General features: G+C 70.7%; 25 protein-coding genes and 1 tRNA gene. 20 read left to right on the forward strand and 6 right to left on the reverse strand.

Features of this window, described 5'->3' with window-relative positions:
* Positions 1-55: 55 nt before the first annotated feature.
* The 9 genes from rsmA (at position 56) to BGO15_RS03755 (ending at position 7,919) form a co-directional block, all read left to right on the forward strand.
* Positions 56-913: a 16S rRNA (adenine(1518)-N(6)/adenine(1519)-N(6))-dimethyltransferase RsmA gene (rsmA, locus tag BGO15_RS03715; protein WP_056210138.1), complete on the forward strand. Its 858-nt coding sequence runs from the start codon at positions 56-58 to the stop codon at positions 911-913.
* Complete coding sequence (locus tag BGO15_RS03720) at positions 910-1,977, forward strand: aldo/keto reductase (protein ID WP_056210136.1); 1,068 nt, start codon at positions 910-912, stop codon at positions 1,975-1,977. Before rsmA ends, BGO15_RS03720 begins: the two co-directional genes overlap by 4 nt.
* Positions 1,965-2,903 (forward strand): 4-(cytidine 5'-diphospho)-2-C-methyl-D-erythritol kinase, encoded by a 939-nt coding sequence (locus BGO15_RS03725; RefSeq protein WP_056210370.1) that lies wholly within the window; start codon positions 1,965-1,967, stop codon positions 2,901-2,903. Before BGO15_RS03720 ends, BGO15_RS03725 begins: the two co-directional genes overlap by 13 nt.
* 29 nt (positions 2,904-2,932) lie before the next feature.
* Entirely contained in the window at positions 2,933-4,249 is a 1,317-nt protein-coding gene (locus BGO15_RS03730) for a GNAT family N-acetyltransferase (RefSeq protein ID WP_056210134.1), read from the forward strand.
* Between the two features lie 132 nt (positions 4,250-4,381).
* Positions 4,382-4,684 carry a DUF427 domain-containing protein gene (locus tag BGO15_RS03735; protein WP_056210132.1) on the forward strand — a complete coding sequence of 101 codons (303 nt, stop codon included), beginning with the start codon at positions 4,382-4,384 and terminating at the stop codon, positions 4,682-4,684.
* 11 nt (positions 4,685-4,695) lie between these two features.
* Positions 4,696-5,526 (forward strand): ABC transporter ATP-binding protein, encoded by an 831-nt coding sequence (locus BGO15_RS03740; protein ID WP_045248646.1) that lies wholly within the window; start codon positions 4,696-4,698, stop codon positions 5,524-5,526.
* On the forward strand, positions 5,523-6,209 hold the full coding sequence (locus BGO15_RS03745; protein ID WP_056210130.1) for an ABC transporter permease: 687 nt from the start codon (positions 5,523-5,525) through the stop codon (positions 6,207-6,209). The genes BGO15_RS03740 and BGO15_RS03745 overlap by 4 nt, the downstream gene beginning before the upstream one ends.
* Positions 6,209-6,931 (forward strand): ABC transporter permease, encoded by a 723-nt coding sequence (locus BGO15_RS03750; protein WP_056210128.1) that lies wholly within the window; start codon positions 6,209-6,211, stop codon positions 6,929-6,931. Before BGO15_RS03745 ends, BGO15_RS03750 begins: the two co-directional genes overlap by 1 nt.
* 79 nt (positions 6,932-7,010) lie before the next feature.
* Complete coding sequence (locus BGO15_RS03755; RefSeq protein ID WP_045248649.1) at positions 7,011-7,919, forward strand: ABC transporter substrate-binding protein; 909 nt, start codon at positions 7,011-7,013, stop codon at positions 7,917-7,919.
* Between the two features lie 94 nt (positions 7,920-8,013).
* On the opposite strand, the gene BGO15_RS03760 is transcribed toward BGO15_RS03755, so the two are convergent.
* Both BGO15_RS03760 and BGO15_RS03765 read right to left on the reverse strand, forming a co-directional pair.
* Complete coding sequence (locus BGO15_RS03760) at positions 8,014-9,813, reverse strand: ABC-F family ATP-binding cassette domain-containing protein (protein ID WP_056210126.1); 1,800 nt, start codon at positions 9,811-9,813, stop codon at positions 8,014-8,016.
* Positions 9,814-9,844: 31 nt separating this feature from the next.
* Positions 9,845-10,342: a MarR family winged helix-turn-helix transcriptional regulator gene (locus BGO15_RS03765; RefSeq protein WP_045248652.1), complete on the reverse strand. Its 498-nt coding sequence runs from the start codon at positions 10,340-10,342 to the stop codon at positions 9,845-9,847.
* A 100-nt stretch (positions 10,343-10,442) separates the two neighbouring features.
* On the opposite strand from BGO15_RS03765, the gene BGO15_RS03770 reads away from it, so the two are divergent.
* The 6 genes from BGO15_RS03770 (at position 10,443) to BGO15_RS03795 (ending at position 16,020) form a co-directional block, all read left to right on the forward strand.
* A tRNA-Gln gene (locus tag BGO15_RS03770) sits at positions 10,443-10,514 on the forward strand.
* 1 nt (position 10,515) lies between these two features.
* On the forward strand, positions 10,516-11,991 hold the full coding sequence (gene glmU / locus BGO15_RS03775; protein WP_056519121.1) for a bifunctional UDP-N-acetylglucosamine diphosphorylase/glucosamine-1-phosphate N-acetyltransferase GlmU: 1,476 nt from the start codon (positions 10,516-10,518) through the stop codon (positions 11,989-11,991).
* Entirely contained in the window at positions 11,960-12,994 is a 1,035-nt protein-coding gene (locus tag BGO15_RS03780; protein ID WP_056519119.1) for a ribose-phosphate diphosphokinase, read from the forward strand. Before glmU ends, BGO15_RS03780 begins: the two co-directional genes overlap by 32 nt.
* Before the next feature lie 130 nt (positions 12,995-13,124).
* On the forward strand, positions 13,125-13,598 hold the full coding sequence (locus tag BGO15_RS03785) for an FMN-binding protein (protein WP_045248654.1): 474 nt from the start codon (positions 13,125-13,127) through the stop codon (positions 13,596-13,598).
* A complete protein-coding gene (locus tag BGO15_RS03790) occupies positions 13,595-14,452 on the forward strand; it encodes an FAD:protein FMN transferase (protein ID WP_056519117.1) in 858 nt (285 codons plus the stop codon). The genes BGO15_RS03785 and BGO15_RS03790 overlap by 4 nt, the downstream gene beginning before the upstream one ends.
* 11 nt (positions 14,453-14,463) lie before the next feature.
* Positions 14,464-16,020, forward strand: coding sequence for an FAD-dependent oxidoreductase (locus tag BGO15_RS03795; RefSeq protein ID WP_056210124.1), 1,557 nt, complete (start codon positions 14,464-14,466; stop codon positions 16,018-16,020).
* 30 nt (positions 16,021-16,050) lie between these two features.
* Here the strand turns inward: BGO15_RS03795 and BGO15_RS03800 are convergent, their stop codons facing one another.
* Positions 16,051-17,565, reverse strand: coding sequence for a sensor histidine kinase (locus tag BGO15_RS03800; RefSeq protein ID WP_045248657.1), 1,515 nt, complete (start codon positions 17,563-17,565; stop codon positions 16,051-16,053).
* Positions 17,565-18,302: a response regulator transcription factor gene (locus BGO15_RS03805; protein WP_045248658.1), complete on the reverse strand. Its 738-nt coding sequence runs from the start codon at positions 18,300-18,302 to the stop codon at positions 17,565-17,567. The genes BGO15_RS03800 and BGO15_RS03805 overlap by 1 nt, the downstream gene beginning before the upstream one ends.
* Before the next feature lie 174 nt (positions 18,303-18,476).
* Here BGO15_RS03805 and BGO15_RS03810 point away from each other — a divergent pair, with 174 nt between their 5' ends.
* The gene (locus tag BGO15_RS03810) at positions 18,477-19,952 is read left to right on the forward strand and encodes an ABC transporter permease (RefSeq protein ID WP_045248659.1); all 1,476 of its coding nucleotides are present in this window, start codon (positions 18,477-18,479) and stop codon (positions 19,950-19,952) included.
* 38 nt (positions 19,953-19,990) lie between these two features.
* Positions 19,991-20,719, forward strand: a complete 729-nt coding sequence (locus BGO15_RS03815; protein WP_045248660.1) for an ABC transporter ATP-binding protein — start codon at positions 19,991-19,993, stop codon at positions 20,717-20,719.
* Positions 20,720-20,785: 66 nt separating this feature from the next.
* Here the strand turns inward: BGO15_RS03815 and gnd are convergent, their stop codons facing one another.
* The gene (gene gnd / locus BGO15_RS03820; RefSeq protein WP_056210369.1) at positions 20,786-22,189 is read right to left on the reverse strand and encodes an NADP-dependent phosphogluconate dehydrogenase; all 1,404 of its coding nucleotides are present in this window, start codon (positions 22,187-22,189) and stop codon (positions 20,786-20,788) included.
* 138 nt (positions 22,190-22,327) lie between these two features.
* On the opposite strand from gnd, the gene BGO15_RS03825 reads away from it, so the two are divergent.
* Complete coding sequence (locus BGO15_RS03825; protein ID WP_056210122.1) at positions 22,328-22,825, forward strand: gluconokinase; 498 nt, start codon at positions 22,328-22,330, stop codon at positions 22,823-22,825.
* Here BGO15_RS03825 and BGO15_RS03830 read toward each other — a convergent pair.
* A complete protein-coding gene (locus tag BGO15_RS03830) occupies positions 22,804-24,225 on the reverse strand; it encodes a PepSY-associated TM helix domain-containing protein (RefSeq protein WP_056210120.1) in 1,422 nt (473 codons plus the stop codon). The two genes, BGO15_RS03825 and BGO15_RS03830, sit on opposite strands and share 22 nt — an antisense overlap.
* A gap of 92 nt (positions 24,226-24,317) precedes the next feature.
* Between BGO15_RS03830 and BGO15_RS03835 the strand changes: the two genes are divergently transcribed.
* A complete protein-coding gene (locus tag BGO15_RS03835; RefSeq protein ID WP_056519115.1) occupies positions 24,318-24,917 on the forward strand; it encodes a DUF5134 domain-containing protein in 600 nt (199 codons plus the stop codon).
* A gap of 386 nt (positions 24,918-25,303) precedes the next feature.
* Positions 25,304-25,921, forward strand: coding sequence for a 50S ribosomal protein L25/general stress protein Ctc (locus tag BGO15_RS03840; RefSeq protein ID WP_045248733.1), 618 nt, complete (start codon positions 25,304-25,306; stop codon positions 25,919-25,921).
* Positions 25,922-25,979 lie beyond the last annotated feature (58 nt).

Consider the following 25,979-nt stretch of genomic DNA (forward strand, 5'->3'; position numbering starts at 1 on the left):
TGGCGCCCGGAGGGGCGGGTCGGGGGTTGACGCCGCGCCTCGTTAGGGTGAGGGGGTGACCGTGCATCTGCTCGGCGCGGCCGAGATCCGCGCCCTCGCCGCCGAGCTCGACGTCACCCCGACGAAGAAGCTCGGTCAGAACTTCGTGCACGACCCCGGCACCGTGCGCAAGATCGTGGCCGCGGCATCCGTCACGGCCGACGACCGCGTCGTCGAGGTCGGCCCGGGGCTCGGGTCGCTGACGCTCGCGATCCTGGAGACCGGCGCCCGGGTGACCGCGGTGGAGATCGACCACCGCCTCGCCGCGCGACTTCCGCAGACCGCCGCCGACCACGGTGTCGAGGACGGCGCCCTCACCGTGGTCGACGCCGACGCGCTCACGATCTCCTCGCTGCCGGGGGAGCCGACGGTGCTCGTCGCGAATCTGCCGTACAACGTGTCCGTGCCCGTGCTGCTGCACTTCATGGAGGCCTTCCCGCGTCTCGAGCGGGGCGTCGTGATGGTGCAGGCCGAAGTCGGCGAGCGGCTCGCCGCGGGGCCGGGTTCCAAGGTGTACGGCGCCCCCAGCGTCAAGGCGTCGTGGTACGGCGACTGGCGCCTGGTCGGCACGGTGTCGCGCATGGTGTTCTGGCCCGTGCCCAATGTCGACAGCGTGCTCGTGGGATTCGCCCGCGCGCACGAGGCGCGTGGCACCGAGGCCGAGCGGCAGGCGACGTTCCGCATCGTCGACGCGGCCTTCCAACAGCGCCGCAAGATGCTGCGCCAGGCGCTCTCCGGGGTGCTCGGCGGGTCGTCCGCGTCGGCCAGTGCGCTGCTCGAGAGTGCGGATGTCGCCCCCACCGCCCGCGGTGAGGACCTCACCGTCGAGGACTACCTGCGCATCGCCCGCGCGGCGGCTAGCCTGGGCGGGTGAGCACAGAGCCGCGTATCCGACCCTCCGTCCCCGACATCCACCGGCCCTACACGGCGGCCCCGGATCGGTACGACCTCACCGAGTACCGTCAGGTCGGGACATCCGGTCTCTACCTCCCGCCGATCTCGCTCGGCCTGTGGTGGAACTTCGGCGACAACGTCGCCTTCGACACGCAGCGTGGCATCCTCCGGCACGCCTTCGACCACGGCATCATCCACTTCGACCTGGCCAACAACTACGGTCCTCCCTACGGCGCCGCGGAGACCAACTTCGGACGCATGCTGCGCGAGGACTTCAAGCCCTACCGGGACGAGCTGGTCGTGTCGTCCAAGGCGGGGTGGGACATGTGGCCCGGGCCGCACGGCGACCTCGGCAGCCGCAAGTACATCCTCGCGAGCGCCGAGCAGTCGCTGACGAGGCTCGGGCTCGACTACGTCGACATCTTCTACTCCCACCGGGTCGATCCCGACACTCCCGTCGAGGAGACCATCGGCGCGCTCGACACGCTCGTGCGCCAGGGCAAGGCGCTCTACGTGGGCATCTCGTCGTACTCCGCGGAGCGCACCGCGGTCGCCGCGGCGGTGGCCCGCAGCCTCGGCACGCCGCTGATCATCCATCAGCCCGCCTACTCGATCCTCAACCGGTGGATCGAGGACGGTCTGACGGGCGTCCTCGCCGAAGAGGGCATGTCGGCTATCGCCTTCACGCCGCTCGCCCAGGGGCTCCTGACCGGCAAGTACCTCGGCGACGGCAAGGCCAAGCGCTCGCAGCCGCGCGACAGCCTGCCCGACCGGGCGCTGTCGCACCAGGCGATCGCGTCGCTGCGATCACTGAACACGATCGCGAAGGAGCGCGGTCAGACGCTCGCGCAGATGGCGATCCAGTGGGTGCTGCGCGAGCCCACCGTGTGCTCGGCGCTCATGGGGGCCTCCAGCATCGAGCAGCTCGACGAGAACCTGGCCGCCCTCACCGGACCGGCCTTCGACACCGACGAGCTCGAGCGCATCGACGCGCTGTCGGATGTCATCGACGTCAACCTGTGGGCAGAATCATCGAAGCTGTGATCCTCCCCGCCCCGACCGTGCACGTGCGCGCCCCGGGCAAGATCAACCTCTTCTTCGAGGTCGGCGCGCTCGGCGCCGACGGGTACCACGACGTCGCCTCGGCGTACCAGGCCGTCTCCGCGTACGAGGACGTGTGGGCCTCGGCGTCTGACGACCTGACGATCGAGGTCACCGGATCGGTGGATGTCGCGGGTGTCCCACTCGACGCCCGCAACCTCGCCGTGCGCGCCGCGCAGCTGGTCGCGGACGAGGCGGGCATCGACGCGGGCGTGCACCTGCGCATCGTCAAGGATGTGCCCGTCGCAGGTGGGATGGGCGGAGGATCCGCGGATGCCGCAGCCGCCCTCGTCGCGTGCGACGCGCTGTGGGGAACCGGCATCTCGCCGATCCGGCTGCGGGAGCTGGCGGCCGAACTCGGTGCCGACGTGCCGTTCGCGCTCTCCGGCGGCACGGCGATCGGGCTGGGGCGCGGCGACGACCTGAGTCCTGCCCTGGCGCGCGGGCGTTTCGACTGGGTGATCGTCACGAGCGAGGACGGCCTGTCGACTCCGGCCGTTTTCGCCGCCCTCGACGCGCACCGCGACGACGCCTCGCTCGACATCGTGCCCGCGCGTCGGCCGATGGTCGATGACGCCGTTCTGCATGCGCTGCGCGCGGGCGATGCGCACATGCTCGCCGCGAGCCTTCGCAATGATCTGCAGCAGGCCGCGCTCGCGCTGCGACCTGACCTCGCCGACCTGCTCGAGACGGGTCGCGCCGCCGGCGCCCTCGAAGGGATCGTCTCGGGTTCGGGTCCCACGGTCGCGTTCCTCGCGGCGGGCCCCGAGGCCGCCATCGACCTGCAGATCGGGCTCTCGGCCGCCGGGCACGTCGCGCACCACGTGCACGGCCCGGTGCCGGGGGCACGCGTCATCCACGACGACTGATCGGGCGCACCGCGCCGCTGGAGGAGATCATGAACGACACCGCCGTCGCCGCCTTCCTGGCGGCCCCGCTCGATGAGCGTCAGGCGCGCCGGCTCGGCGACCTGGGGCTGCGCGCCGACCTCGTCACGGACGAGGACCGTGCCGCCTCGGACGGCTGGATCGAGGCCGTCTCCCGCGGATTCCTCGGCACCGAGCGCTCCGAGGTGCAGCGCCAGGCCGCGTTCGACGGGCTGCGGGCGCGTCGCCGGTTGGGCGTCTACGACGACTCCGCCCCGGTGCCCGGCACCCCTGTCGCGACGTTCGCGTCGTGGCTCGCCGAGCTCACCGTCCCCGGGCCGGCGCTCATCGACACGGCCGCCATCAGCTCCGTCACCGTCGCCCCCACCCATCGACGGCGGGGTCTCGCGCGGGCGATGATGGAGGGCGAGTTGCGGGCCGCGGCATCCGCCGGCGTGCCGGTTGCGACCCTCACCGTGAGCGAGTCGACGCTCTACGGCCGGTACGGCTTCGCCCCCGCCGCAGAGGCTGCGCACTGGCGGATCGAGGCGAAGCGCGCCGGATGGATCGGTCCGGTCTCGCCGGGACGCGTGGACTTCGTGCCGAGAGTCGACGCACGCGCCCTGATCGAGCCGCTGTACGACCGCGTGCGCCTCGCCCGGCCGGGCGAGATCACGATGCCGGCCGGGCACTGGGACCGCTTCCTGCGCACGCGTCCTGACTCGGAGAAGGGCGAAGAGCTGCGCACCGTCGTCTACACGACGGTGGCGGGGGAGGTGACCGGCGTGGCGCTCTACAGCGTGACGGAGTCGCACGACGACTTCGCGCGCTCGACCCTCGAGCTCGTGTACCTCCTCGCGCTCGACGACGAGTCCTACGCGGGTCTCTGGCGCTTCTTCCTCGAGATGGATCTGATCGGCTGGATCGAGGCGCCCGAGCTCTCGGTCGACGAGCCGCTGCTCTGGATGATCGCCGACCAGCGTGCCGCACAGCGCACGGTGCGCGATCACCACTACGTGCGCATCCTCGATGTCGTCGCCGCCCTCGAGGCCCGTCGCTACAGCGGCGCCGGGCGCGTGGTGATCGAGATCGCCGACCCGCTCGGGTTCGCCGCCGGCCGTGTGCTGCTCGATGTGGACGAGCGCGGCGTCGGTTCGGTGCGCCACGCCGACGAGACGACGGATGCCCCGTCCCTCCGCCTCGGCATCGCCGAACTGTCGGCCGCCTACCTGGGAGGGGTGCGTCTCGCGACCCTCGCTGCGGCGGGACGGGTCACGGGTGACGGGGTGGCCGCGGCATCCGCTCTGTTCGCCGCGCCGCAGGCGCCCATGCTGAGCTTCTGGTACTGATGCGGGCATAGCGCACGACATCCGGCGTCACAATCCCGTCCGAAATGTCCGCCGCTGCGAATAGCGTGTGCGTGAGCGGTGATCGCCGCCCGCGATGCGAGCGGCCGGCGGCCGCCCCGAACGGAGGACGCAATGCAGGCGCGACTGGGCGACACCGTGATCGCCGAGGCCGATGAGGCCGATCTGATCCGTATCGAAGGCAACTGGTACTTCCCGCCGGCGGCGGTGCGTGAGGGTGTACTCACCACCAGCCCGACGCCGTACACGTGCCCCTGGAAGGGCGCGTGCCAGTACTTCACCGTGACCGTCGACGGGAATGAGCTCACCGACCGGGCATGGAGCTACCCCGAGCCCTACCCCACCGCGATCGAGAAGGTCGGCGCCGACTTCTCCGGCTATGTCGCGTTCTGGAAAGAGATCGAGATCACCGACTGAGAGGACGACCGATGATCGAATTCTCGGCCGTATCCAAGACCTTCCCCGACGGCACCCGCGCCGTCGCCGACTTCTCCCTGCAGCTTCCCGCACGGTCCACCACCGTGTTCGTGGGCTCCTCGGGCTGCGGCAAGACCACCCTGCTGCGCATGATCAACCGCATGGTCGAGCCGACCGCCGGGCGCATCGAGATCGATGGAGAGAACATCGCCGATCGGTCGGCCGTGGCCCTGCGCCGCAGCATCGGCTACGTCATGCAGAACGCGGGGCTGCTGCCGCACCTCAGCGTCGTCGACAACATCGCCACGGTTCCGCGGCTCACCGGTGCCACCCGCCGTGCCGCGCGGGCGCGGGCGCTCGAACTGATGGACACGGTCGGGCTCGATCGCGCGCTCGCCGCGCGGTATCCGAACCAGCTCTCGGGCGGTCAGCAGCAGCGCGTGGGCGTCGCGCGAGGACTCGCGGCGGATCCGAACATCCTCCTGATGGACGAGCCCTTCGGTGCCGTCGACCCCATCGTTCGTGCCGAGCTGCAACAGGAACTCCTGCGTCTGCAGCGCGACATCGGCAAGACGATCGTGTTCGTCACCCACGACATCGACGAGGCGTTCCTGCTCGGCGACCAGGTCGTCATCCTCGCGAAGGGTGCCGCGATCGCCCAGGTCGGCACGCCCGACGAGATCATCGAGGCGCCGGCCGACGACTTCGTGCGATCGTTCATCGGAGCTGACCGGGGTAAGCGTGCGCTGTCGCTGCGACCGACCGCGGGCGGCGGAACGGCCGTCGTCGACGCCGACGGCCGCACCCAGGGCATCCTCGCGACCGAGGGCGCGTCGTCGTGATCTGGGTCGGCGACAACCTCGGCCTCATCGCGGGGCTCGCGGTCTCGCACCTGCGCCAGAGCCTGATCGCCATCGTGCTCGGACTCGTGATCGCCATCCCGCTCGGCTGGGCGGCGTGGCGCTACCGCCTGCTGCGCGGCTGGCTGATCACCGTGACCGGGCTGCTCTACACGATCCCCTCGCTCGCGCTGCTGATCATCCTGCCGTCTGTGTTCGGATACTCCGCGCTGAGCGAGACGAACCTCATCGTGGCGCTCACGATCTACGCCGTCGCGATCCTCGTGCGCTCGGTGGTCGACGGCTTGCAGTCGGTCGACCCGTCCGTGCGGCAGGCGGCTGTCGCGCTCGGCTACGGCGGTGCGCGTCGCTTCTTCACTGTCGACCTGCCGCTCGCCGGCCCGGTGATCCTCGCTGGGCTGCGGGTGACGTCCGTCTCCACGATCGCGCTCGCCACCGTCGGCATCCTCGTCGGCGTCGAGAACCTCGGCTACCTGTTCACCAACGGCCTGCAGCGCCGCATCACCGAAGAGGTGCTCTCGGGTGTCGTCGCGGTGATGGTCATCGCGCTGCTGATCGACGCGCTGCTGGTGCTCGGGGGGCGCCTGCTCATGCCCTGGGCTCGACGCTCCCGCACCGTCCGCGCACGTACCCGCCGGGTGCTCGCCGGGGCAGAGGTCGCCTGATGGACCTGTTCACCGGGGCCCTCGCCTGGATCTTCTCGCCCGATCGACTGACCGGAACGGACGCGCTGCCCATCCTGTTCGCGCAGCAGTTGTACTACACGTTCCTCTCGGTGCTCATCGCCGCGCTGATCGCGGTGCCGCTCGGCTGGCTCATCGGGCACACCGGCCGCGGTCGCGAGCTCGCCGTAGCCATCTCGGGCGCCGCCCGTGCCATCCCGTCCTTCGGACTTCTGATCTTCCTCGTGCTGCTGCTCGGCGTGCTGCACAAGCCCGAGGCCGCGGTGATCACCTTCGTGCTGCTCGGCATCCCGCCGCTGCTCGCCGGCGCCTACACCGGCTTCGAGGCGATCGACCGCCGCACGATCGACGCGGCGCGCGCGGTCGGCATGACCGAATGGCAGATCCTCTGGAAGGTCGAGGTTCCGCTCGGGCTGCCGCTGCTGCTGGGAGGACTGCGCTCGGCCGTGCTGCAGGTCGTCGCGACGGTGACGATCGCCGCCTACGTCAACCTCGGCGGACTCGGGCTGCCGATCATCACCGCGCTGAACCTCCGCCAGTACGACGTCGTGCTCGGCGGGGCCATCCTCGTCGCCGCGTTGGCGCTCGTCCTCGACGCGATCCTGGCGCTCGCCCAGTGGGCCTCGGTGCCGCGTGGCGTGCGTCAGCACGGCACCTCACGCCGGGAACGGCGCGCCGCGGCATCCGCTCTCGCCGTCACGTGACGTCACACCGTCTTGCTCCATCCCCCTCCACCCCCAAGAATCGCCCAGAACCTCGGTTCACGCACCCAGAGAGGACACCATGTCTACAGCACGCACGGCACGCGTCATCGGCGCCGCCGCCATCGCCGCTGTCGCCGCACTCGCCCTGAGCGCCTGCGGCTCCAGCAGCTCGATCGCCGGCCCCACCGCGACGAGCGCGGGAGGCTCGATCGTCATCGGATCGCAGGCCTACTACTCGAACGAGATCATCGCCGAGATCTACGCCCAGGCCCTCGAAGGCGCCGGCAAGACGGTCACCCGCCAGTTCAACATCGGTCAGCGCGACGCCTACATCCCGCAGCTCAAGAGCGGCGCGATCACCCTGTTCCCCGAGTACTCCGGCAACCTGCTGCAGTACTTCGACGCGAACACCACCGCCCGGTCGGCCGACGACGTCTACGCCGCCCTGCAGACCGCCCTGCCGTCGAACCTCACGGTGCTGAACCAGTCGACCGCGACCGATCAGGACTCCTACACGGTCACGAAGGCGTTCGCCGACAAGTACGGGCTCACCACCATCGCCGACCTCTCGAAGGTCACCGAGCCGCTCACCCTCGGCGGACCGCCCGAGCTCGCCGAGCGTCCGTACGGTCCGACCGGCCTGAAGTCCACCTACGGCGTGACCGTCGCGTTCTCGGCGACCGGTGACACCACCGTGCAGGACCTCGTCGCCGGTACCGTCAACGTCGCCAACGTGTACACGGCCGACCCGAGCATCCAGACCGACAACCTGGTCGTGCTGAAGGACCCGAAGGCGCTCTTCCTCGCGTCGAACGTGGTGCCGGTCGTCGCCAAGAGCATCGAGAGCGACGTCGCCGACGTCATCAACCAGGTGAGCGCCGCGCTCACGCCCGAGAAGCTCGTCGCCCTCAACGTGCAGAGCACGGTCGACAAGCAGTCGCCGGCCGACATCGCGAAGGCGTTCCTCGCGGCGAACAACATCAAGTAGGCGGTGCACGACGGGCCCGGCGCGTCAGCGCCGGGCCCGTCGTGCGTGCGGTCGAGGGGTGAGGGGGCTGCGCGGTGATCGACGCCGGTCGTTCTCAGCCCACCGATTCGCCGAGCTCGAGCCAGCGCTCCTCGAGTTCGACGGTCTCGGTAGTGAGCTGATCGCGCTCGGTCTGCAGCGCCACGAGCGCGGCGTAGTCGTCGTGCGCGTCGGCGAGCCGCACATCGACCGCCGAGATCTGCTCCGCCAGCTTCGCGAGCCGCCGGTCGATGGCGGCGAGCTCCTTCTCGGCCGCCCGGCGTTCGGCGCCCGAGAGGGCCGGGGTCGACGCGGCGGGGGTGGATGCCGCGGCTCGGGGCGCGGCGGTCGCGGGGCGTGACGCGGCATCCGTCATCGCGGCCCGCAGGCGCAGGTACTCATCGACGCCGCCGGGCAGGTGGCGGAAGCGGTGGTCGAGCACGGCGTACTGCTGATCGGTGACGCGCTCCATGAAATAGCGATCGTGGGAGACGACCAGCAGGGTGCCCGGCCACGTGTCGAGCAGGTCCTCGAGGGCGGCGAGCATGTCCGTGTCCATGTCGTTGGTCGGTTCGTCGAGGATGAGCACGTTCGGTTCGCCCATGAGCACCAGCAGCAGCTGCAGGCGCCGCTTCTGACCGCCGGAGAGGTCGCCGACGGGCGTCGACAGCTCCGATGCGCGAAAGCCGAGCCGTTCGAGCAGCTGGGCGGGCGTGAGCTCCTTGCCGCCGGCGACGTAGGTCGTCTTCTGCTCGGCCAGCACCTCGCGCACCCGCAGGCGTTCGACCGGCTCGAGCTCGGTGAGCCGCTGCGTCAGGTGCGCGACCTTGACGGTCTGCCCCCGCTTGACGCGCCCGGACGTGGGGGCGAGGGTGCCGGCCACGAGTGCGAGCAGGGTCGACTTGCCCGCGCCGTTCGCCCCGAGGATGCCGGTGCGCTCGCCGGGGGCGATGCGCCACTCCACTCGATCGAGCACGGGCTTCTCGTCGAACGAGACGGAGGCGTCGACGAGGTCGACGACGTCCTTTCCGAGTCGGGCGGTGGCGAGCTTGGTCAGCTCGATGCCGTTGCGCGGGTCGGGCTCGCCCTCGATCAGCTGGGTCGCCGCATCGATGCGGAACTTCGGCTTGGACGTGCGCGCCGGGGCCCCTCGGCGCAGCCACGCGAGCTCCTTGCGCAGCAGGTTGCGGCGCTTGTCCTCGGCGACGGCGGCCTGCCGGTCGCGTTCGACGCGCTGCAGGATATACGCCCCGTACCCGCCCTCGAACGGCTCCACCTCGCCGTCGTGCACCTCCCACATGCGCGTGCAGACGGCGTCGAGGAACCAGCGGTCGTGCGTGACGACCAGAAGGGCTCCGGATGCCGCGCTCCACCGCGCCCGCAGGTGCTCCGCGAGCCAGGTGATGCCTTCGACGTCCAGGTGGTTGGTGGGCTCGTCGAGGGCGACGACATCCCAGTCGCCGACGAGCAGACGCGCGAGCGCGACCCGGCGACGTTGGCCGCCGGAAAGCGTGTCGACGTCGGCGTCGAGGGCGAGATCGCCGACGAGCCCCTTGAGCACGTCGCGCACCCGGGCGTCCCCGAGCCACTCGTGCTCCGGCCGGTCGCCGACGATCGTGTGCTGCACGCTGCCGGACTCCGGCAGGTCGTCGTCCTGGGCGAGCATGCCGACGCGGATGCCGCCGCGCACCGTCACCTTGCCGGCATCCGGCGCGTACCGCTGCATGAGCACGCGCATGAGGGTCGACTTGCCGTCGCCGTTGCGGCCGACGATGCCGATACGGTCGCCGTCGGCGACACCGACGGTGACGTCGTCGAGCACGACCTTCGCGGGGAATTCGACGTGCAGATGCTCGCCGCCGATGAGATGGGCCATCAGTCGTTCCTGTCCGTGTGCGCCGCGTGCCTCACGCGTCGAATCCGAGGCTGAGCTTGCGCAGCAAAGACGCGAGGCGTTCGCGATCGGTGCGCGAGAGCCGCTCGAGCAGGTGCGCCTCGGCATCGACGAGACGTGTGATCGCGGCGTCGACGCGCACGCGACCGTCGTCGGTGAGGGTCACCAGGATGCTGCGCCCGTCGGCCGGGTCGGCCTCGCGCTGCACGAGGCGGCGCCCCACGAGCCGGTCGATGCGGTTGGTCATGGTGCCGCTCGAGACGAGAGTCTGCTGCAGGAGGGTCTTCGGGCTCAGCTGGTAGGGCTCGCCGGCGCGGCGCAGCGCCGACAGCACGTCCCACTCCCACGGTTCGAGCTCGCTGCGGCGGAACGCCTCACGCCGGGCGCGGTCGAGGTGGCGGGAGAGCCGGTCGACGCGGGAGAGCACTTCGAGAGGCGAGAAGTCGAGGTCGGGGCGCTGGGTCATCCAGGCCTCGACGATGCGGTCGACCTCGTCGCTCTCGGGTGCCATCCGCCCATTATCGCGCGCCGTGTCTCCGGTCCCGGGCGCGGGGCGGCGAGGTGGCAGACTTGGGGGCGGTTCCCGACGGCGCAGGCCGTGGGCGGGCCGGTCCGCCGTGGTGTAATGGCAGCACGACAGCCTTTGGAGCTGTGAGGTTCAGGTTCGAGTCCTGGCGGCGGAGCATGAACGAGCAGAACGCCACCGGCCTCGCCGTCGTCATCCTCGCCGCCGGTCAGGGCACCCGCATGAAGTCGTCGCTGCCGAAGGTGCTCCATCAGCTGGGCGGGCGGTCGCTGCTCGCGCATGTGCTCTCGACGGCGATCGAGCTGGAGCCCGACCGGGTCGTGGTGGTCGTGCGGCATGAGCGCGACCTCGTCGCCGCGGCGGCGCTCGACGCGCTGCCGGCCGTGCAGGTCGTCGATCAGGACGACATCCCGGGCACGGGGCGCGCGGCCGAGCTCGCCGTTGATGCGCTCGATGACTTCGACGGCGATGTGCTCGTGCTCTCCGGCGACGTGCCGCTGCTCGAAGCGCCGGTGCTCGCGGGGTTCGTGACCTCGCACCGGCTGGCGGATGCCGCGGTGTCGGTGCTCTCGGCCCAGGTCGACGACCCGACCGGCTATGGGCGCATCGTGCGCGGCGCCGGGGGTGGTCTCGAGCGCATCGTCGAGCAGAAGGATGCGGCGGCCGCCGAGCTCGCGATCACCGAGATCAACGCCGGTGTCTATGTCGTCCGGGCCGCGACGCTGCGCGCCCATCTGCCGGGTCTCACGGCTGCCAACGCGCAGGGTGAGCGGTACCTCACCGACGTCGTCGCCCTCGCGCGCGCTGCGGGGGAGCGGGTGGCGGCGTACGGTGCCCCCGACGCATCCACGGCCCTCGGCATCAACGACCGCGTGCAGCTGTCGGATGCGGCGCGCACGCTCAACGCGCGCACGGTGCGCCGGTGGCAGCTCGACGGTGTGAACGTGCTCGATCCGGCGACGACGTGGATCGATGTCACCGCGACGCTCGCCCCCGATGTGACCCTGCTGCCGAACACGCTCGTGCTGCGGGCGACGACGATCGGCGAGGGGGCGATCATCGGTCCCGACACGAGTCTCGTGGACTGCGAGGTCGGCGCCGGGGCGACCGTTCGTCGTTCGGATGCGACGCTCGCGGTCATCGGCGAGAAGGCCAACGTGGGTCCGTTCGCCTACCTCCGCCCCGGTGCGGAGCTGTCCCGCGGAGCGAAGGTGGGCACGTTCGTGGAGGTGAAGAACTCCACGATCGGCGAGGACAGCAAGGTGCCCCACCTGTCGTACATCGGCGACACGACGATCGGGCGCGGCGTGAACCTCGGGGCCGGCGCGATCACAGCGAACTACGACGATCTGGTCAAGCACCGCACGGAGATCGGCGACGAGGTGCACTCGGGCTCGCACAACGTCTTCGTCGCGCCCGTTAGGATCGGTGATGGCGCGAAGACCGGAGCCGGCGCCGTCATCCGCAAGGACGTCCCGGCCGGCGCCCTGGCCCTCAGCGTCGCCCCTCAGCGCAACATCGAGGGGTGGGTCGAGAAGAATCGCTCGGGCACCCAGGCCGCGCAGGTCGCGGAGCGGGCCCGCCACGCACAGAAGGCAGACGATGGCGCGCAAGGACAAGACGGTCGATCTTGATCGGGAACGCGGCATAGCGCCGGGGCTGGTCGCCAAGACCAAGAAGCGACTCGTCGTCGCCACCGGCAGCTCGCACCCCGAGCTCGCCGCCGCCGTCGCCGCTGAGCTCGGCACCGAGCTCGTGCCGACCGAGTACCGCACATTCGCGTCGGGCGAGATGCTGACGCGGTTCGAGGTCTCGATCCGTGGGTGCGACGTGTTCCTGCTGCAGTCCTTCGGCCCGCCGGTCAACGAGTGGCTCATGGAGCTGCTCATCATGCTCGACGCCGCCAAGCGCGCCTCGGCGAAGCGCATCACGGTGGTGGCGCCGTACTACCCCTACTCCCGTCAGGACAAGAAGGGGCGCGGGCGTGAGCCGATCTCGGCGCGCCTGGTCGCCGACCTCATGAAGACCGCCGGCGCCGACCGCGTCATGAGCGTGGACCTGCACGCCGCGCAGATCCAGGGCTTCTTCGACGGACCCGTCGACCACCTCTTCGCCAAGCCCGTGCTGCTCGAGCACTTCCGCACCACGCTGAGCCCCGAGGACCGCGAGCTGCTGACCGTCGTCTCTCCCGACACCGGTCGCGTGCGGGTCGCCGACACATGGTCGGACAGCCTCGACGCACCCCTCGCGATCATCCACAAGCGCCGCGACCCGAATGTCGCGAACCAGGTCACGGTCAACGAGATCGTCGGCCGGGTCGACGGCCGTGTGTGCCTCCTCGTCGACGACATGATCGACACCGGCGGCACGATCGTGAAGGCCGCCCAGGCGCTCAAGGCGAACGGCGCGCGCCGCGTCATCGTCGCAGCGACCCACGCGGTCTTCAGCGATCCCGCGACCACCCGGCTGCAGGACTCGTCGATCGACGAGGTCGTGGTCACCGATTCGATCCCGCTCGCCCCCGAGAAGCGGTTCCCGGGGCTCACGATCCTGCCGATCTCGCCGTTGCTCGCCCGCGCGATTCACGAGGTGTTCGAGGACGGCTCCGTCACGAGCATGTTCGACGGGGCTGCCTGACCGGGCGGATGCCGCGGGCCCGCGTCATCCACAACCGGTTGCCCGTTCTGCACGATCGTCCAGATTCATTCGCAAGGATGGATGAGCCCGGAGCTCCGGGCGGCCCCGGAACCGACGCAGGAGGACCTTCATGATCCGCACCACCGCCGTACCCCGCACCGTCCGCACCTCCGCAGCCCTTCTCGGCATCGCCGGCATCGCCGTGCTCGCCGGCTGCTCCACGACCTCGACGACCTCGACCACGGGCTCCGGCTCGCAGTCCGGCACCAGCGGCTCGTCGACCTCGTCGGGATCGACGTCCTCGGGCTCCTACAAGGACGGCACGTTCAGCGCGACGGGCTCCTACCAGACCCCCGAGTCTGTCGAGACGATCGACGTCACCGTCACGCTCGCGTCCGGTGTGATCGAGAGCGTCGAAGTCACCGGAAACCCGCAGGCCCGCGAGTCGCAGCAGTACCAGTCGCAGTTCATCGGCGGGATCTCCGCCGAGGTCGTCGGCAAGAGCATCGACAGCATCTCGGTGAGCCGTGTCGCGGGCTCCTCGCTGACCAGCGGCGGCTTCAACAAGGCGATCGCCGAGATCAAGACCGAAGCGGCGGCGTGACCTTCTCCGCCCGTTGGGAGTTCGACGCGATCGGCACCCGGTGGGCGGTCGAGACCGAGGCTCCGGTCTCCGGGCGGGTGCGCACGAGGGTCGGGGCGCTCGTCGCGCAGTTCGACGAGCAGTGGTCCCGCTTCCGGTCGGACTCGCTCGTCGCGCGCCTGTCGGCGGGGGGTTCGGCGCCGCTCCCTGCGGACGGCGCCTCGATGCTCGACCTGTACGCCCGGCTCTCGGACGAGACCGGGGGAGCGGTGAACCCGCTCGTGGGCCGTTCTCTCGACGCCCTCGGCTACGACCCTGCCTATTCGTTCCTCGCGGGTGCGGCGATGCCCGCTCCGGCGGCGTGGCGCGACATCCTGCACTGGCACGACGACACGCTCTCGCTCGACGCGCCTGCCGTGATCGATGTGGGCGCCATCGGCAAGGGACGCCTCGTCGACCGGGTGTCGGCGGTGCTCGCCGAGACCCATGACGCGCACGTCGTCGACGCGAGCGGTGACATCGCCGTGTACGGCGTGACCGAGCGCATCGGCCTCGAGCACCCCTACGATCCGTCCCGCGCGATCGGGGTGGCCACGGTCGCGTCCGGGGCGCTGTGCGCCTCCGCCGTGAACCGTCGGGCGTGGGGCGACGGCCTGCACCACGTGCTCGATGCACGCACCGGCGAACCGGTGCGCACGGTCGCGGCGACGTGGGCGATCGCCTCCGATGCGATGACGGCGGATGCTGCGGCCACCGCGCTGTTCTTCGACGAGGGGCCGCGGGCCGCGGCATCCCTCGACGCGCACTGGGTGCGCATGACGACCGACGGTCAGGTCGAGTGGTCACCCGACGCGCCCGTCGACCTGTTCTTCTGAAAGGGGCTCCGATGAACGCTCAGCTCTCCGCGCTCTGGAACCGCGTGTTCGCGGTGCTGGGGCGCGTGTCGATGTACCGACTCGTGCTGCTCTCCCTCGCCGCGCTCGCGGTGATCTCGCTGGCGCTGTCGTTCGCCGGGCTCGTCGGCCCGACCCCGGGCGAGCTCGCCGCGACGGCAGCGGTGCTGGTGGTCGTGTGCGTCGCGACGGATGCCGCGGCTCAGCGCCTGCTGCGCCTCGGTGGTCGCATCGAGTCGTCGCTCATCACGGCCGGCATCCTGCTGTTCGTGCTCTGGCCGACACTCGACCCGGCGGGACTCGGCGGCATCGCGATCGCGGGCGCGGTGGCCGCGGCATCCAAGTACGTGCTCGTGTGGCGGGGACGTCACGTGCTCAACCCGGCCGCAGCCGGGGCGACAGCGCTGACACTGCTCGGCATCGCCGTGCCGGCGCTCGGCGCCTCCGGCTGGTGGGTGGGAGCGCCCGCGCTCGCGCTGCCGGTGGCGCTGTTCGGCCTTGCCGTCGTCTGGCGCACCGAGAAGGTTCGGGTGGTGCTGCTGTTCCTGGTGCTCGCCGTCGGGGTCTCGGTCGTGCGCCAGGCCGTGCAGTATGCCACCGCCGGCTTCGCCTTCGACCTCGGCACGGCGCTGCAGTTCGCGCTGCTGCAGAGCCCGTTCCTCTTCCTCGGCGCGTTCATGCTGTCCGAGCCCCTGACCCTTCCGCCACGTCGGTGGCAGCAGTTCGCGGTCGCCGCGGTCGCGGGTGTGCTGGCCGGCTGGCCGATCCCGCTCGGTGAGATCACCCTCGGCCAGGAGCGGGCGCTCGTCATCGCCAACCTCGTCGCCTTCGCGTTCGCGCTGCGTCAGGCGGTGCGGCTCACCCTGGTCTCCCGCGAGCAGCTCGCCCCGACGCTCGCCGCGCTCACCTTCCGCGCGAAGCGGCGCTTCCGGTTCGAGGCGGGGCAGTACCTCGAGCTCGACGTGCCGCATCGGCGACCGGACGCCCGTGGCACCCGCCGCGAGTTCAGCATCGTGTCCGCTCCCGAGGACCTTCCCGAGGTGCGCATCGCGTTCCGCGACGGTCGGGGAGCGCAGAGCTCCTACAAGCGCGCTCTCGCCGAGGTCGAGCCGGGAGACGTGCTCGCCGCCACCGGCGTCTGGGGCGACTTCGTGCTGCCACGCACGCCGGCCCCCGTCCTCCTGGTCGCGGCGGGGATCGGGGTGACACCGTTCGTGTCGCAGCTGCGCCACGACCACCTCGCAGGCATCGCGCGCGACACGGTGCTCGTCTACGTCGCCGCAGGCGCCGACGACGTCGTGTTCCGCGACGAGCTCGCGCGCACCGGCGTCCCGGTCGTGGTGTTCACCCGAGAAGACCCGGGCGCGCTTCCGGCGGGCTGGCGCTGGGCTGGCGGATCCCGATTGGATGCCGCGGCTCTTCGCAGCGCCGTTCCCGATCTGTCCGCGCGCCACGCGTACATCTCCGGCCCGGCGGCGCTGATCGCCGACCTCGCGCCGGCGCTCGCGAGCGCGAAGTCGGTCGCGACCGACGCCTTCAGCGGCTACTGAGCGGGCGGGCGCGGAGCCCACCCGCCCGGCTCACGCGGCGTCGGCGCGGGCGATCTGCTCGGGACGAGCGGGGAGACGCACGGTGAACGTGGTGTCGCCCGGCTTCGACGACACCACGATGGAGCCGTGATGCGCGTGCACGATGGCGCGGGCGATCGAGAGGCCGAGCCCGGTGCCGCCGGTGCGGCGGGCGCGTGAGGAATCGGCGCGCGCGAAACGCTCGAACAGCTCGTCGGCGATCTCCGGGGCGATGCCCGGACCGTCGTCGTGCACGGACAGCACCGCCTCGCCACCCTGCTGCTGGAGGGTCAAGGTCACCGTGGTGCCCGCCGGGGTGTGGGTGCGCGCGTTGGCGAGCAGGTTGACGATCACCTGGCTGAGCCGCGCGGCGTCGCCGGCGACAACGATGGGCTCCGCCGCGACATCCATCACCCAGGTGTGATCGGGTCCGGTGTGCTGTACGTCGCCGAGCGCCTCGACAGTGACCCGGGTGAGGTCGACGCCGCTGTAGACGAGTTCCTGGCCCTCTTCCAGGCGCGCCAGGAGCAGCAGGTCCTCGACGAGGGCCGACATGCGCAGCGACTGCGCCTGGATGCGCTCCAGCGCCTGCTCGGTGTTCTCGATCGCCATCGCCGGTGCCTGACGCATCGCGCGCAGCGACAGCTCCGAATAGCCGCGGATGGAGGCGAGGGGTGTGCGCAGCTCGTGGCTCGCGTCGGCGACGAACTGCCGCATCCGCTCCTCGTTGCGATGGCGCGCGGCCAGGGACTCGTCGACGTGATCGAGCAGCGTGTTCAGGGCGAGTCCCACGCGCCCGATCTCGGTCGTGTCGTCGGTCTGCCCGTTCGGCACGCGTTCAGAGATCGACACGTCACCCTCGGAGAGCGGGAGCGCGGCGACGCGCGTGGCGGTGTCGGCGACGGCACGCAGCGGAGCGAAGCTGCGCCGGATCACGAAGGTCAGGATGATGGCGAGCAGCAGGAGGCCGCCCACCGTCACCCCGGCCACCGTCGTGAGGATGGGGGTGACGGTCTGGGTGAGCGTCGATGTCGGGATGCCGATGATGACGTAGGTGCCTCCGGGCGCCGTCGCCGCCATCAGGCGGTACTTGCCCAGCGTTCCCGCGGTCGCCTCGGTCACCGCGCCGCTGTCGGGATCGCCCGGTGTGCGCAGGTCCGCGATGAGCGCGGACTGGTCGGCCGAGGTCATCGTGTGCACGGTGAGGTCGCTGCCGACGTAGGCGCCGGTCACGGTCTGGGGTGACGTCGGCCCGTTCGAGAAGTTCTGCACCACCAGGAGGAAGCCGGCCTCCTGGCGTCCGCCGGTGAGGATCTCGGCCGCGGTCGAGGTCTGATCGACCCGCAGCAGCTGCATCTCGTTCGTGAGGCGCGCGGTGAGATTGTCCTGCAGGATGTGATTCAGGATCGCACCGGTCGCGAAGCCGATCGCCACCAGCAGAACCGAGACGAAGCCGATCACTGTGACCATGAGGCGCGTCTGCAGAGACCAGCGGCGTCGCAGCCACTGCCGGGGGGAACGGGCCATCACTGCGAGGCTTTGATCATGTAGCCCACGCCGCGCACCGTGTGGATGAGGGCCTGGGTCTCGCCCGCGTCGATCTTCTTGCGAAGGTACGAGATGTACAGCTCGACGACGCTGGAGCGTCCGCCGAAGTCGTAGTTCCAGACGCGGTCGAGGATCTGCGCCTTCGACACGACGCGACGCTGGTTGCGCATGAGATAGCGCAGCAGCTCGAACTCGGTCGCGGTCAGCTCGATCTCGCGTCCCGCGCGTTCGACCTCGTGGCTGTCCTCGTTGAGGGACAGGTCGCCGACCCGCAGGATGGGTTCGGCGTCGCTCGCCTGGGCGGTTCCGGCGCGACGCATGAGACCACGAAGGCGCGCGACGACCTCCTCGAGGCTGAACGGCTTCGTGACGTAGTCGTCGCCGCCGGCGGTGAGTCCGGCGACCCGGTCGCTGACCGAATCCTTCGCCGTGAGGAACAGCACCGGCACATCGCTGCCGGCCTGGCGCAGGCGGTGCAGCACCGACATCCCGTCGAGGTCGGGCATCATGATGTCGAGCACCATGGCGTCGGGCTCGAAGTCGCGGGCCGCCTGCAGCGCCTGGAAGCCGGATGCCGCGGACTTCACGTCCCAGCCCTCCATGCGCAGAGCCATCGACAGCAGATCGGTGAGCATCTGCTCGTCGTCGACGACGAGCACACGCGGGGGAGTCCCGTCGGCGCGGGTGAGGGCGGGTGCAACGGTGGGCGTGGTCATACCTCCGATTCTGCGCGCCTGTCTATGAGTCGACTATGGCAGATCCTATGTCCCTGCTGTGAGTTTCGGAAGGCTCTCCCTTCATCGGCGGCACATAGGCGACAGATGTCGCGCACATCATCCCGGTGCCTACCGTCCCAGGCGGGACACAGACCCCGAGAGGAGACCTTCCACATGTATCTGAGATACCTGCGCCGCGAGCTCGGTGGGCGCAAGAAGCAGACGGCGATCGTCGCGGCCGGACTCGCAATCGCCATCGCGCTCGTCGTCATCGTGAACTCGCTCGCCGCAGGCGTCAAGGACGCGCAGAGCCAAGCGCTCGCGTCCGTCTACGGCGTCGGCACCGACCTGACCGTCACCGGAGCAGTGAGTCAACCCGGATCATCCACCGATTCGAGCAACGGCCGCTTCCAGTTCGGCAGCGGCGACGGCTCGACCTCCGACGGCACGACGACCCTCAGCCAATCGCGCCTGGTCACCGACATGCGCCGCGGCACGCTCGACGCCACCGCGCTGTCGACGGTCACCTCGACGACCGGGGTGGCCGCGGCATCCGGCGCGCTCAGCCTCACCAACATGACCTTCTCGGGGCAGATCCCGTCGCAGAGCTCGTCGAGCGGGTCGACCGGCACCCAGGGTCAGCCGCCGTCGGGCGGCGAGAGCGGGGGCGCGGGCGGCCCCAGCTCGTTCGACGTGAACTCGTTCACGGTGCTCGGCATCGACCCGTCGAACGCCACTGTCGGCCCCCTCTCGGCGGTCACCGTCAGCTCCGGCCGTCTGCTCACCGCGAGCGACAAGGGCACCGACGTCGCGGTCGTCGACTCGACGTACGCCACGAGCAAGAGCCTCGCCGTCGGCAGCACGATCTCGGTCGGCGGCACCGACATGACCATCGTCGGGATCGTCGCCTCGAGCACCTCGGACTCGTCATCGGCCGACACGGCCAGCGACGTCTACATCCCCTTGGATGTCGCGCAGAAGCTCGCGGGCGTCGGCGACGTGGTTTCGACGATCTATGTGCAGGCGACCTCCGCCGATGCGATCTCGAGCATCAAGACGGACCTCAGCGCCGCGATCTCGGGTGCGACCGTGAGCTCGCAGAGCGACCTCGCCTCGACCGTGTCGGGCTCGCTGTCCAGCGCCACCTCGCTCATCACCAACCTCGGCACCTGGCTCTCGGTCATCGTGCTGGTCGTCGCCCTCGCGCTCGCCGTGCTCTTCACCATCTCGGGCGTCTCACGACGCACGCGGGAGTTCGGCACCCTCAAGGCGATCGGCTGGTCGAACGGCCGAGTCGTGGGGCAGGTCGCGGGGGAGACCCTCGTGCAGGGCCTCATCGGCGGCGTCGTCGGACTCGTGATCGGCCTCGCCGGGATCATCATCATCAACATCGTCTCCCCGACGATCTCCTCCGCCCCGTCGACCTCGACCGGCGGTCAGGGCGGTCCCGGCGGCGGTGGCGGCGCACCGGGCGGCTTCGGTCAGACGACCCAGGCGGTCAGCAACATCGTCCTCCACGCGCCCGTCACCGTCTGGGTGATCGTGGCGGCCATCGGCCTGGCCGTGCTCGGCGGTGTCGTCGCAGGCGCCTTCGGCGGCTGGCGCGCAGCGCGGCTGAGCCCTGCCGAAGCCCTCCGTTCGGTCGCGTGAGCCGCGGCATCCCTTCGACACAGGTCAGGACAGGACACATGGACACCACCATCGACACCACACCGGAATCGGTCGAGGCGCCCGTCGCCGCGGCCGGCTACCGACTCAGCGCCGTCGTGAAGACGTACGCGCAGAAGAAGCGCACCGTCACCCCTCTCAAGGGGGTGGATCTGGAGATCGGCGCGGGCGAGTTCGCGACCATCCAGGGCCCGACGGGCGGCGGCAAGTCGACCCTGCTGCAGCTGCTCGGGGCGCTCGACCGCCCCACGAGCGGCAGCGTGAAACTCGGCGACATCGACATCGCGACGGCGTCGAACGCACAACTGGGACGCCTTCGCGCCACGCAGATCGGGTTCGTCTTCCAGGGCTTCAACCTCATCCCCACGCTCACCGCCCAGGAGAACGTCGAGATGGGACTCGCCCCGCTGGGCCTTCCCGCGGCCGAACGGCACGCGCGGGCGGTCGAGGCGCTCACCCACGTGGGCCTCGCCGACCGGCTCGACCACAAGCCGGGCGAGCTGTCGGGAGGTCAGCAGCAGCGTGTCGCCATCGCGCGCGCCACGGCGAAGCGCCCCGCTGTGCTGCTGGCGGACGAGCCCACCGGCAACCTCGACGAGAGCATGCGCGACGAGATCCTCGTGCTGCTGGAGTCGCTGAACGCGGAGGGGCTCACCCTCCTCGTGGTGACCCACGACTCGGCCGTCGCGAAGCGCGCGCATCGGCGTCTCCGCCTCGAGAAGGGCGAGGTGCGCGACATCACGCGCTGACCCCGTACACGCGAACGGCGCGCGGTCCCGGATGCCCCGGGGCCGCGCGCCGTTCGTCGTGCGGGGTCAGTGCGTGTCGACGGCCTCGATCTCGGTGCGGTCGCCCGACCACTGCGTGTGGAAGGTGCCGTCGCGGTCGACGCGCTTGTAGGTGTGGGCGCCGAAGAAGTCGCGCTGTCCCTGGATGAGGGCCGCCGGCAGCCGGTCGGCGCGCAGGCCGTCGTAGTACGACAGCGACGACGAGAACGCCGGGCTGGGGATCCCGGATGTCGCGGCCACCCGCACGATCTCACGCCACGCGCTCTGCGCGCGCTCGAGGGCGTCGACGAAGTACGGGGCCGTGAGCAGGACGGGGAGCGTCGGCTGCTCGTCGTAGGCCTCGGTGATGCGGTTGAGGAACTGGGCGCGGATGATGCACCCGCCGCGCCAGATCGAGGCGACCTTGCCGAGGTCGATCGACCAGTCGTACTGCGCGGCGCCGGCGCGGATCTCGTCGAACCCCTGCGAGTACGCCACGATCTTCGACGCGTAGAGCGCGAGGCGCACCTGCTCGACGAACGCGTCGGCGTCGTCGACCGCGATCTCGCCGCGCGGGCCGGGCAGGTTCTGCGACACGGCGCGCTGCTCGGGGTGGCTCGACAGCGAGCGGGCGAACACGGCCTCCGCGATACCCGACACGGGCACCCCGAGGTCGATCGCCGTCTGCACGGTCCAGCCGCCAGTGCCCTTCGCTCCGGCCTGGTCGAGGATGACGTCGACGAGCGGGCGACCGGTGGTGGCATCCGTCTGTCGCAGCACCTCCGCCGTGATCTCGATCAGGTAGGACTGCAGCTCGCCCTCGTTCCACGCCGCGAAGATGTCGGCGATCTCGGCCGGCGACTTGCCGGTGCCGCGACGGATGAGGTCGTAGGCCTCGGCGATCAGCTGCATGTCGGCGTACTCGATGCCGTTGTGCACCATCTTCACGAAGTGGCCGGCACCGTCGTGTCCGACGTGCGTCACGCACGGCTCGCCCTCGGCGATCGCGGCGATCGAGCGCAGGATCGGCCCGAGCGTGGTCCACGACTCGTCGGAGCCGCCGGGCATGAGCGAGGGGCCGTTGAGCGCGCCCTCCTCGCCGCCGGAGACGCCCATGCCGACGAAGTTGATGCCCGTCTCGCGCACGCGCTTCTCGCGGCGGATCGTGTCGGTGAAGAGGGCGTTGCCGCCGTCGACGATGATGTCGCCCGGCTCGAACACCGAGATGAGGTCCTCGATGACCGCGTCGGTCGGGCCGCCGGCCTTGACCATGATGATCGCGGTGCGCGGCTTCTGCAGCGACGCGGCGAACTCGGCGTAGTCGCGCGCGGGCACGAATCCGGCCTCGGGGTGCTCGGTGAGCAGCTCCTCGGTCTTGGCGTAGGTGCGGTTGAAGATCGCCACGGTGTTGCCCTCGCGGCTGGCGAGGTTGCGGGCGAGGTTCGACCCCATGACGGCGAGTCCGACGACTCCGATGTTGGCTGCTGCCTCGGTCACTGATGCTCCTTGGATGCGCGGCGAACGCCGCAGAAACGTGCGCTTCCAGCCTAGAGGGCGCGGGGCCGCCCGGCGGGGCGTCAGACTGGGGCGATGGGGATCGTCGTGGCCGGGCCGAGCGGTGTCGGCAAGACCGTCGTCGGCGAGGCGCTCGCCGCTCGCCTGGGCGCGCCGTTCGTCGACGGCGATGTGCTGCATCCGCCCGAGAACATCGCGAAGATGTCGGCCGGGGTGCCGCTGACGGACGCCGACCGCTGGCCGTGGCTCGACCGCGTCGCTGCGGCCGCTCGGGAGGGCGCGGTGGTCGCCTGCTCCGCCCTCGCGCGCCGCTACCGCGACCGGCTGCGGGCTGGCGACCCGGCGGTGCGATTCATCGTGCTGAGCGCCGATGCGGCGGTGTTGGAGGAGCGGATGCGGGCGCGCACCCACTTCATGCCGCCGTCGCTGCTGGCCTCCCAGCTCGCGCTCGTCGAGCCGCTCGATGCCGACGAACCCGGGGTCGCACTCGTCTCCGACCTGTCGCCTCAGGCGACCGCCGAGCGCGCGCTCGACGCGCTCGGCGGCACCGCTCAGACTGAGCCGAAGAACTGACGCAGCGCCGGCACGCGCCGGATCACGAGCAGGTCGAGCGCGAGGATCACCAGCAGCGACAGCCCGAACAGCGGCAGGAAGAGCCCGAGTGCCACGACGGCGGCGAGCAGCACGATGTTCGTGAACAGGGGGAGTCGCCCGCGTGGGGCCGCCATGCCCGTCGCGCCGCCGCGACGCTTCCACCAGAGGACGGGGCCTGTCACGCACAGGAAGATCACGCCCAGGCAGAACGCGGTCGTGATGACGGTGTTGAGCGGGCCGAAGCGGCGCCCCTCGTGCCCGGCGATGCCCTGCGACACGATCTTCGCGAGCGTGCTGTAGTCGGCGTAGCCGTACTGTCCGACGACCGCGCCGGAGTACTGGTCGACGTGCACGGTGGTCTCGAGCGAGACATCCGACTCGGCCGGATTCCCGTTGTTGTGCCACTGATCGCCGAAGACGCTGTAGACGCCCGTCTCACCTTCGGGGTAGGCGACGAAGTACGGCTCGGGCGCGCCCTGCGCGCGGGCGGTGGCCACGGCGGTGTCGATCGAGATCACCGAGCCCGCCCCCGTCGAGGTGCCCGTGCGCCCCTCGGAGATCGCCCACCCGGCCGGTCCCGACGATCCGTCGGTGCGCTCGATGAGGTCTCCGACGGTCGAGGATGCCCCGGGGTCGTCGCCCCAGAGCCCGGTGCCGTTCTGCGCCGCGACCTGCTGTGCCTGTGCGCCCCAGAACCCCGTCCAGGGCAGGCCCGAGACGACGAGGAACAGGATGCCGACGCCGACCCCGAGACCGACCCAGGCGTGCGTGGAGCGCACGCCCGACATCGACAGGCGCTTACGCCGGGCGCCGACGCGCGGCTTGCGTCCGAGGAAGAAGATGATGCCTCCGGTGATCGACAGCACGATCGCCCAGCAGGCGCCGAGCTCGATGACGCGATCGCCGAGGTCGCCCGCGAGCAGCGTGCCGTGGATGCGCAGAGCCCAGTCAGAGACGAGGTCGTCGGTCGACAGGTCGCCGGTGACGCTCGCGCGGAACGGGTCGACGTAGACGTTGCGGGTGGTGTCGCCGACGGCGGTGACGAACATCGTCGACCGGTCGCCCGAGTTGTCGGTGACCGAGAGGATGTCCCGGTCGGGGTAGGCGGCGCGCACGGCGGCCTCCTGCGCCGACAGCGGGGCGCGCTCCGCGCCCGCGGATGCGCTCACGGTGAGCACGCCCGGGTGGGTGAGGGCGTCGACCTGGGCGCGGTAGAGATAGGTGAGCCCGGTGATCGCGAGGACGAGCAGCACGGGGATGACGATCGCCGAGCCGTAGAAGTGCCACCGCCAGAACGCCGCGAACCAGTTGATGCGCCGGCGGCGCGGAGCCGGTGCGGGGGTGGCGGCCTCGAGCGGAGGCGCGTCGGCGGTGGTCATGGCGGTGCTCCCGGGGTTGTCAGCAGATATGTCTACAAATCGTAGAGTAATCTCAGGGATCGTCTCACCCGACCCCCGACCGCTGGAGTGCCATGTTCTCGCCGCTGTGGAGCGCCGTCTTCACGATCCTGTTCTCGGTGACGGGTCTCGTCTCCCTCGTCTCGCTCGTGCGTACCCGCCGGGCGGCACCCGCGGGGGCGCCCTTCGGCACCGCCGAAGTCGTCGAGGTGGCGCACCTGCTGATGAGCATCGCCATGGTCACGATGGTGTGGTGGGCTGCGGGCGCCGAACTCACCTGGGCGCAGATCGCCGTGTTCGCGGTCGTCGCGATCGCGCTGCTGGTGTCGCTTCCGCAGTCCCCCTCACGCGCGGGGCGGGTCGACCTCGCCGGACACGTCGTCGTGACCGGCGCGATGGTCTGGATGCTGGTCGCCATGCCGGCGCTCATGGGCTCCGGTGGGGACGGGACATCCGGTCATCATCACGGCGGCGGAGCGACGGATGCCGCGGCGCCGGCCGCGACCCCGGAGTGGATCGTCGTGCTCAACGGCGTCGTCATCGCGGTCGTCGCCGCCTTCGCGGTGTGGTGGATCGTGGGTCTCGTGCGCTCGTCCCACCATCGGGCGCGGCACGTGTGCCACGCGCTGATGGCGGGTGGGATGGCCGCGATGCTCGCGGTGATGGCGGTGTGACCGCCGTAGCGAGGAGGGCCCGAGGAGCGTCGACGGGCGGCGCGACTACTTGCGGTAGGACGAGCGGCCGACGGCCCAGAACGCGCCGACCACGGTGATGAAACCGCCCAGGCTGATGAGGCCGATGACCCAGAGAAGGATGTCCGAGGCGAGGGTCGGCTGCATGGCGGTCCTTTCGGAGATGACGGGCGATTCCCATGCTACCGGCGTCGCTGGTAGGCTTGTGGACTGAACTTCGGCGAGGGATGCCGCCGTGCCGCTTCGGCGGCGAGGCATCCGTGATCGACGCAGTGATCAAGGCTCACGGCTTTCCTCACGCGCTCGCGTTCGAGTCGAAAACGCTCACCCGCTCATCGGGCCCGTGCGCCCGCATAAAGGAGAACATCATGTCCGACGACTTCAAGGTCGCCGCCGAGCTGCGCGAGCAGTTCGGCAAGGGCTTCGCCCGCCGTCTGCGCGCCGCAGGCAAGATCCCCGCCGTGCTCTACGGCCACGGCACCGCTCCGGTGCACATCGCCCTGCCGGGCCACCAGGTGGGTCTGCTCATCCGCCGCGCCAACGCGGTGCTCGAGCTCGACATCGCCGGCACCGAGCAGCTCGCGCTCGTCAAGGACGTGCAGAAGGACCCGGTGCTGCAGATCATCGAGCACATCGACCTCCTCGTCGTGAAGAAGGGCGAGAAGGTCCAGGTCGAGGTCCCCGTCGTGCTCGTGGGCGAGTCCGCCGCCGGCACCCTGGCCAACCTCGACGCCACCACGATCTCGCTCGAGGTCGAGGCCACCCACATCCCCGAGAACGTCGAGGTCGACATCGAGGGCCTCGAGGACGGCACGCACATCACCGCTGCCGACCTGACGCTCCCGCGCGGCGCGTCGCTGGTCGCCGACGGCGAGACCCTCATCGTCGCGATCTCGATCCCGGTCGACACCCTCGCCGCCGAGGAGGAGATCGCCGAGGCCGACGCCGAGGCCGCCGCCGAGCAGGCCGAGGAGGCCGCCGAGTAATCGGACACCGCCACACGCGAGGGGATGCGGTTCGCCGCATCCCCTCGCGTCGTCTGCG

This window comes from Microbacterium sp. 71-23 (genome assembly GCF_001897265.1).
GTDB lineage: Bacteria > Actinomycetota > Actinomycetes > Actinomycetales > Microbacteriaceae > Microbacterium > Microbacterium ginsengisoli.

Coding starts and splice junctions, on each gene's coding strand:
- BGO15_RS03730 (WP_056210134.1), top strand. CDS start 2,933: ATGAACGACACCGCCGTCGCCGCCTTCCTGGCGGCCCCGCTCGATGAG.
- BGO15_RS03735 (WP_056210132.1), top strand. CDS start 4,382: ATGCAGGCGCGACTGGGCGACACCGTGATCGCCGAGGCCGATGAGGCC.
- BGO15_RS03740 (WP_045248646.1), top strand. CDS start 4,696: ATGATCGAATTCTCGGCCGTATCCAAGACCTTCCCCGACGGCACCCGC.
- BGO15_RS03750 (WP_056210128.1), top strand. CDS start 6,209: ATGGACCTGTTCACCGGGGCCCTCGCCTGGATCTTCTCGCCCGATCGA.
- BGO15_RS03755 (WP_045248649.1), top strand. CDS start 7,011: ATGTCTACAGCACGCACGGCACGCGTCATCGGCGCCGCCGCCATCGCC.
- BGO15_RS03760 (WP_056210126.1), bottom strand. CDS start 9,813: ATGGCCCATCTCATCGGCGGCGAGCATCTGCACGTCGAATTCCCCGCG.
- BGO15_RS03765 (WP_045248652.1), bottom strand. CDS start 10,342: ATGGCACCCGAGAGCGACGAGGTCGACCGCATCGTCGAGGCCTGGATG.
- glmU (WP_056519121.1), top strand. CDS start 10,516: ATGAACGAGCAGAACGCCACCGGCCTCGCCGTCGTCATCCTCGCCGCC.
- BGO15_RS03780 (WP_056519119.1), top strand. CDS start 11,960: ATGGCGCGCAAGGACAAGACGGTCGATCTTGATCGGGAACGCGGCATA.
- BGO15_RS03785 (WP_045248654.1), top strand. CDS start 13,125: ATGATCCGCACCACCGCCGTACCCCGCACCGTCCGCACCTCCGCAGCC.
- BGO15_RS03795 (WP_056210124.1), top strand. CDS start 14,464: ATGAACGCTCAGCTCTCCGCGCTCTGGAACCGCGTGTTCGCGGTGCTG.
- BGO15_RS03800 (WP_045248657.1), bottom strand. CDS start 17,565: ATGGCCCGTTCCCCCCGGCAGTGGCTGCGACGCCGCTGGTCTCTGCAG.
- BGO15_RS03805 (WP_045248658.1), bottom strand. CDS start 18,302: ATGACCACGCCCACCGTTGCACCCGCCCTCACCCGCGCCGACGGGACT.
- BGO15_RS03810 (WP_045248659.1), top strand. CDS start 18,477: ATGTATCTGAGATACCTGCGCCGCGAGCTCGGTGGGCGCAAGAAGCAG.
- BGO15_RS03815 (WP_045248660.1), top strand. CDS start 19,991: ATGGACACCACCATCGACACCACACCGGAATCGGTCGAGGCGCCCGTC.
- gnd (WP_056210369.1), bottom strand. CDS start 22,189: ATGGGGTCGAACCTCGCCCGCAACCTCGCCAGCCGCGAGGGCAACACC.
- BGO15_RS03825 (WP_056210122.1), top strand. CDS start 22,328: ATGGGGATCGTCGTGGCCGGGCCGAGCGGTGTCGGCAAGACCGTCGTC.
- BGO15_RS03830 (WP_056210120.1), bottom strand. CDS start 24,225: ATGACCACCGCCGACGCGCCTCCGCTCGAGGCCGCCACCCCCGCACCG.
- BGO15_RS03835 (WP_056519115.1), top strand. CDS start 24,318: ATGTTCTCGCCGCTGTGGAGCGCCGTCTTCACGATCCTGTTCTCGGTG.
- BGO15_RS03840 (WP_045248733.1), top strand. CDS start 25,304: ATGTCCGACGACTTCAAGGTCGCCGCCGAGCTGCGCGAGCAGTTCGGC.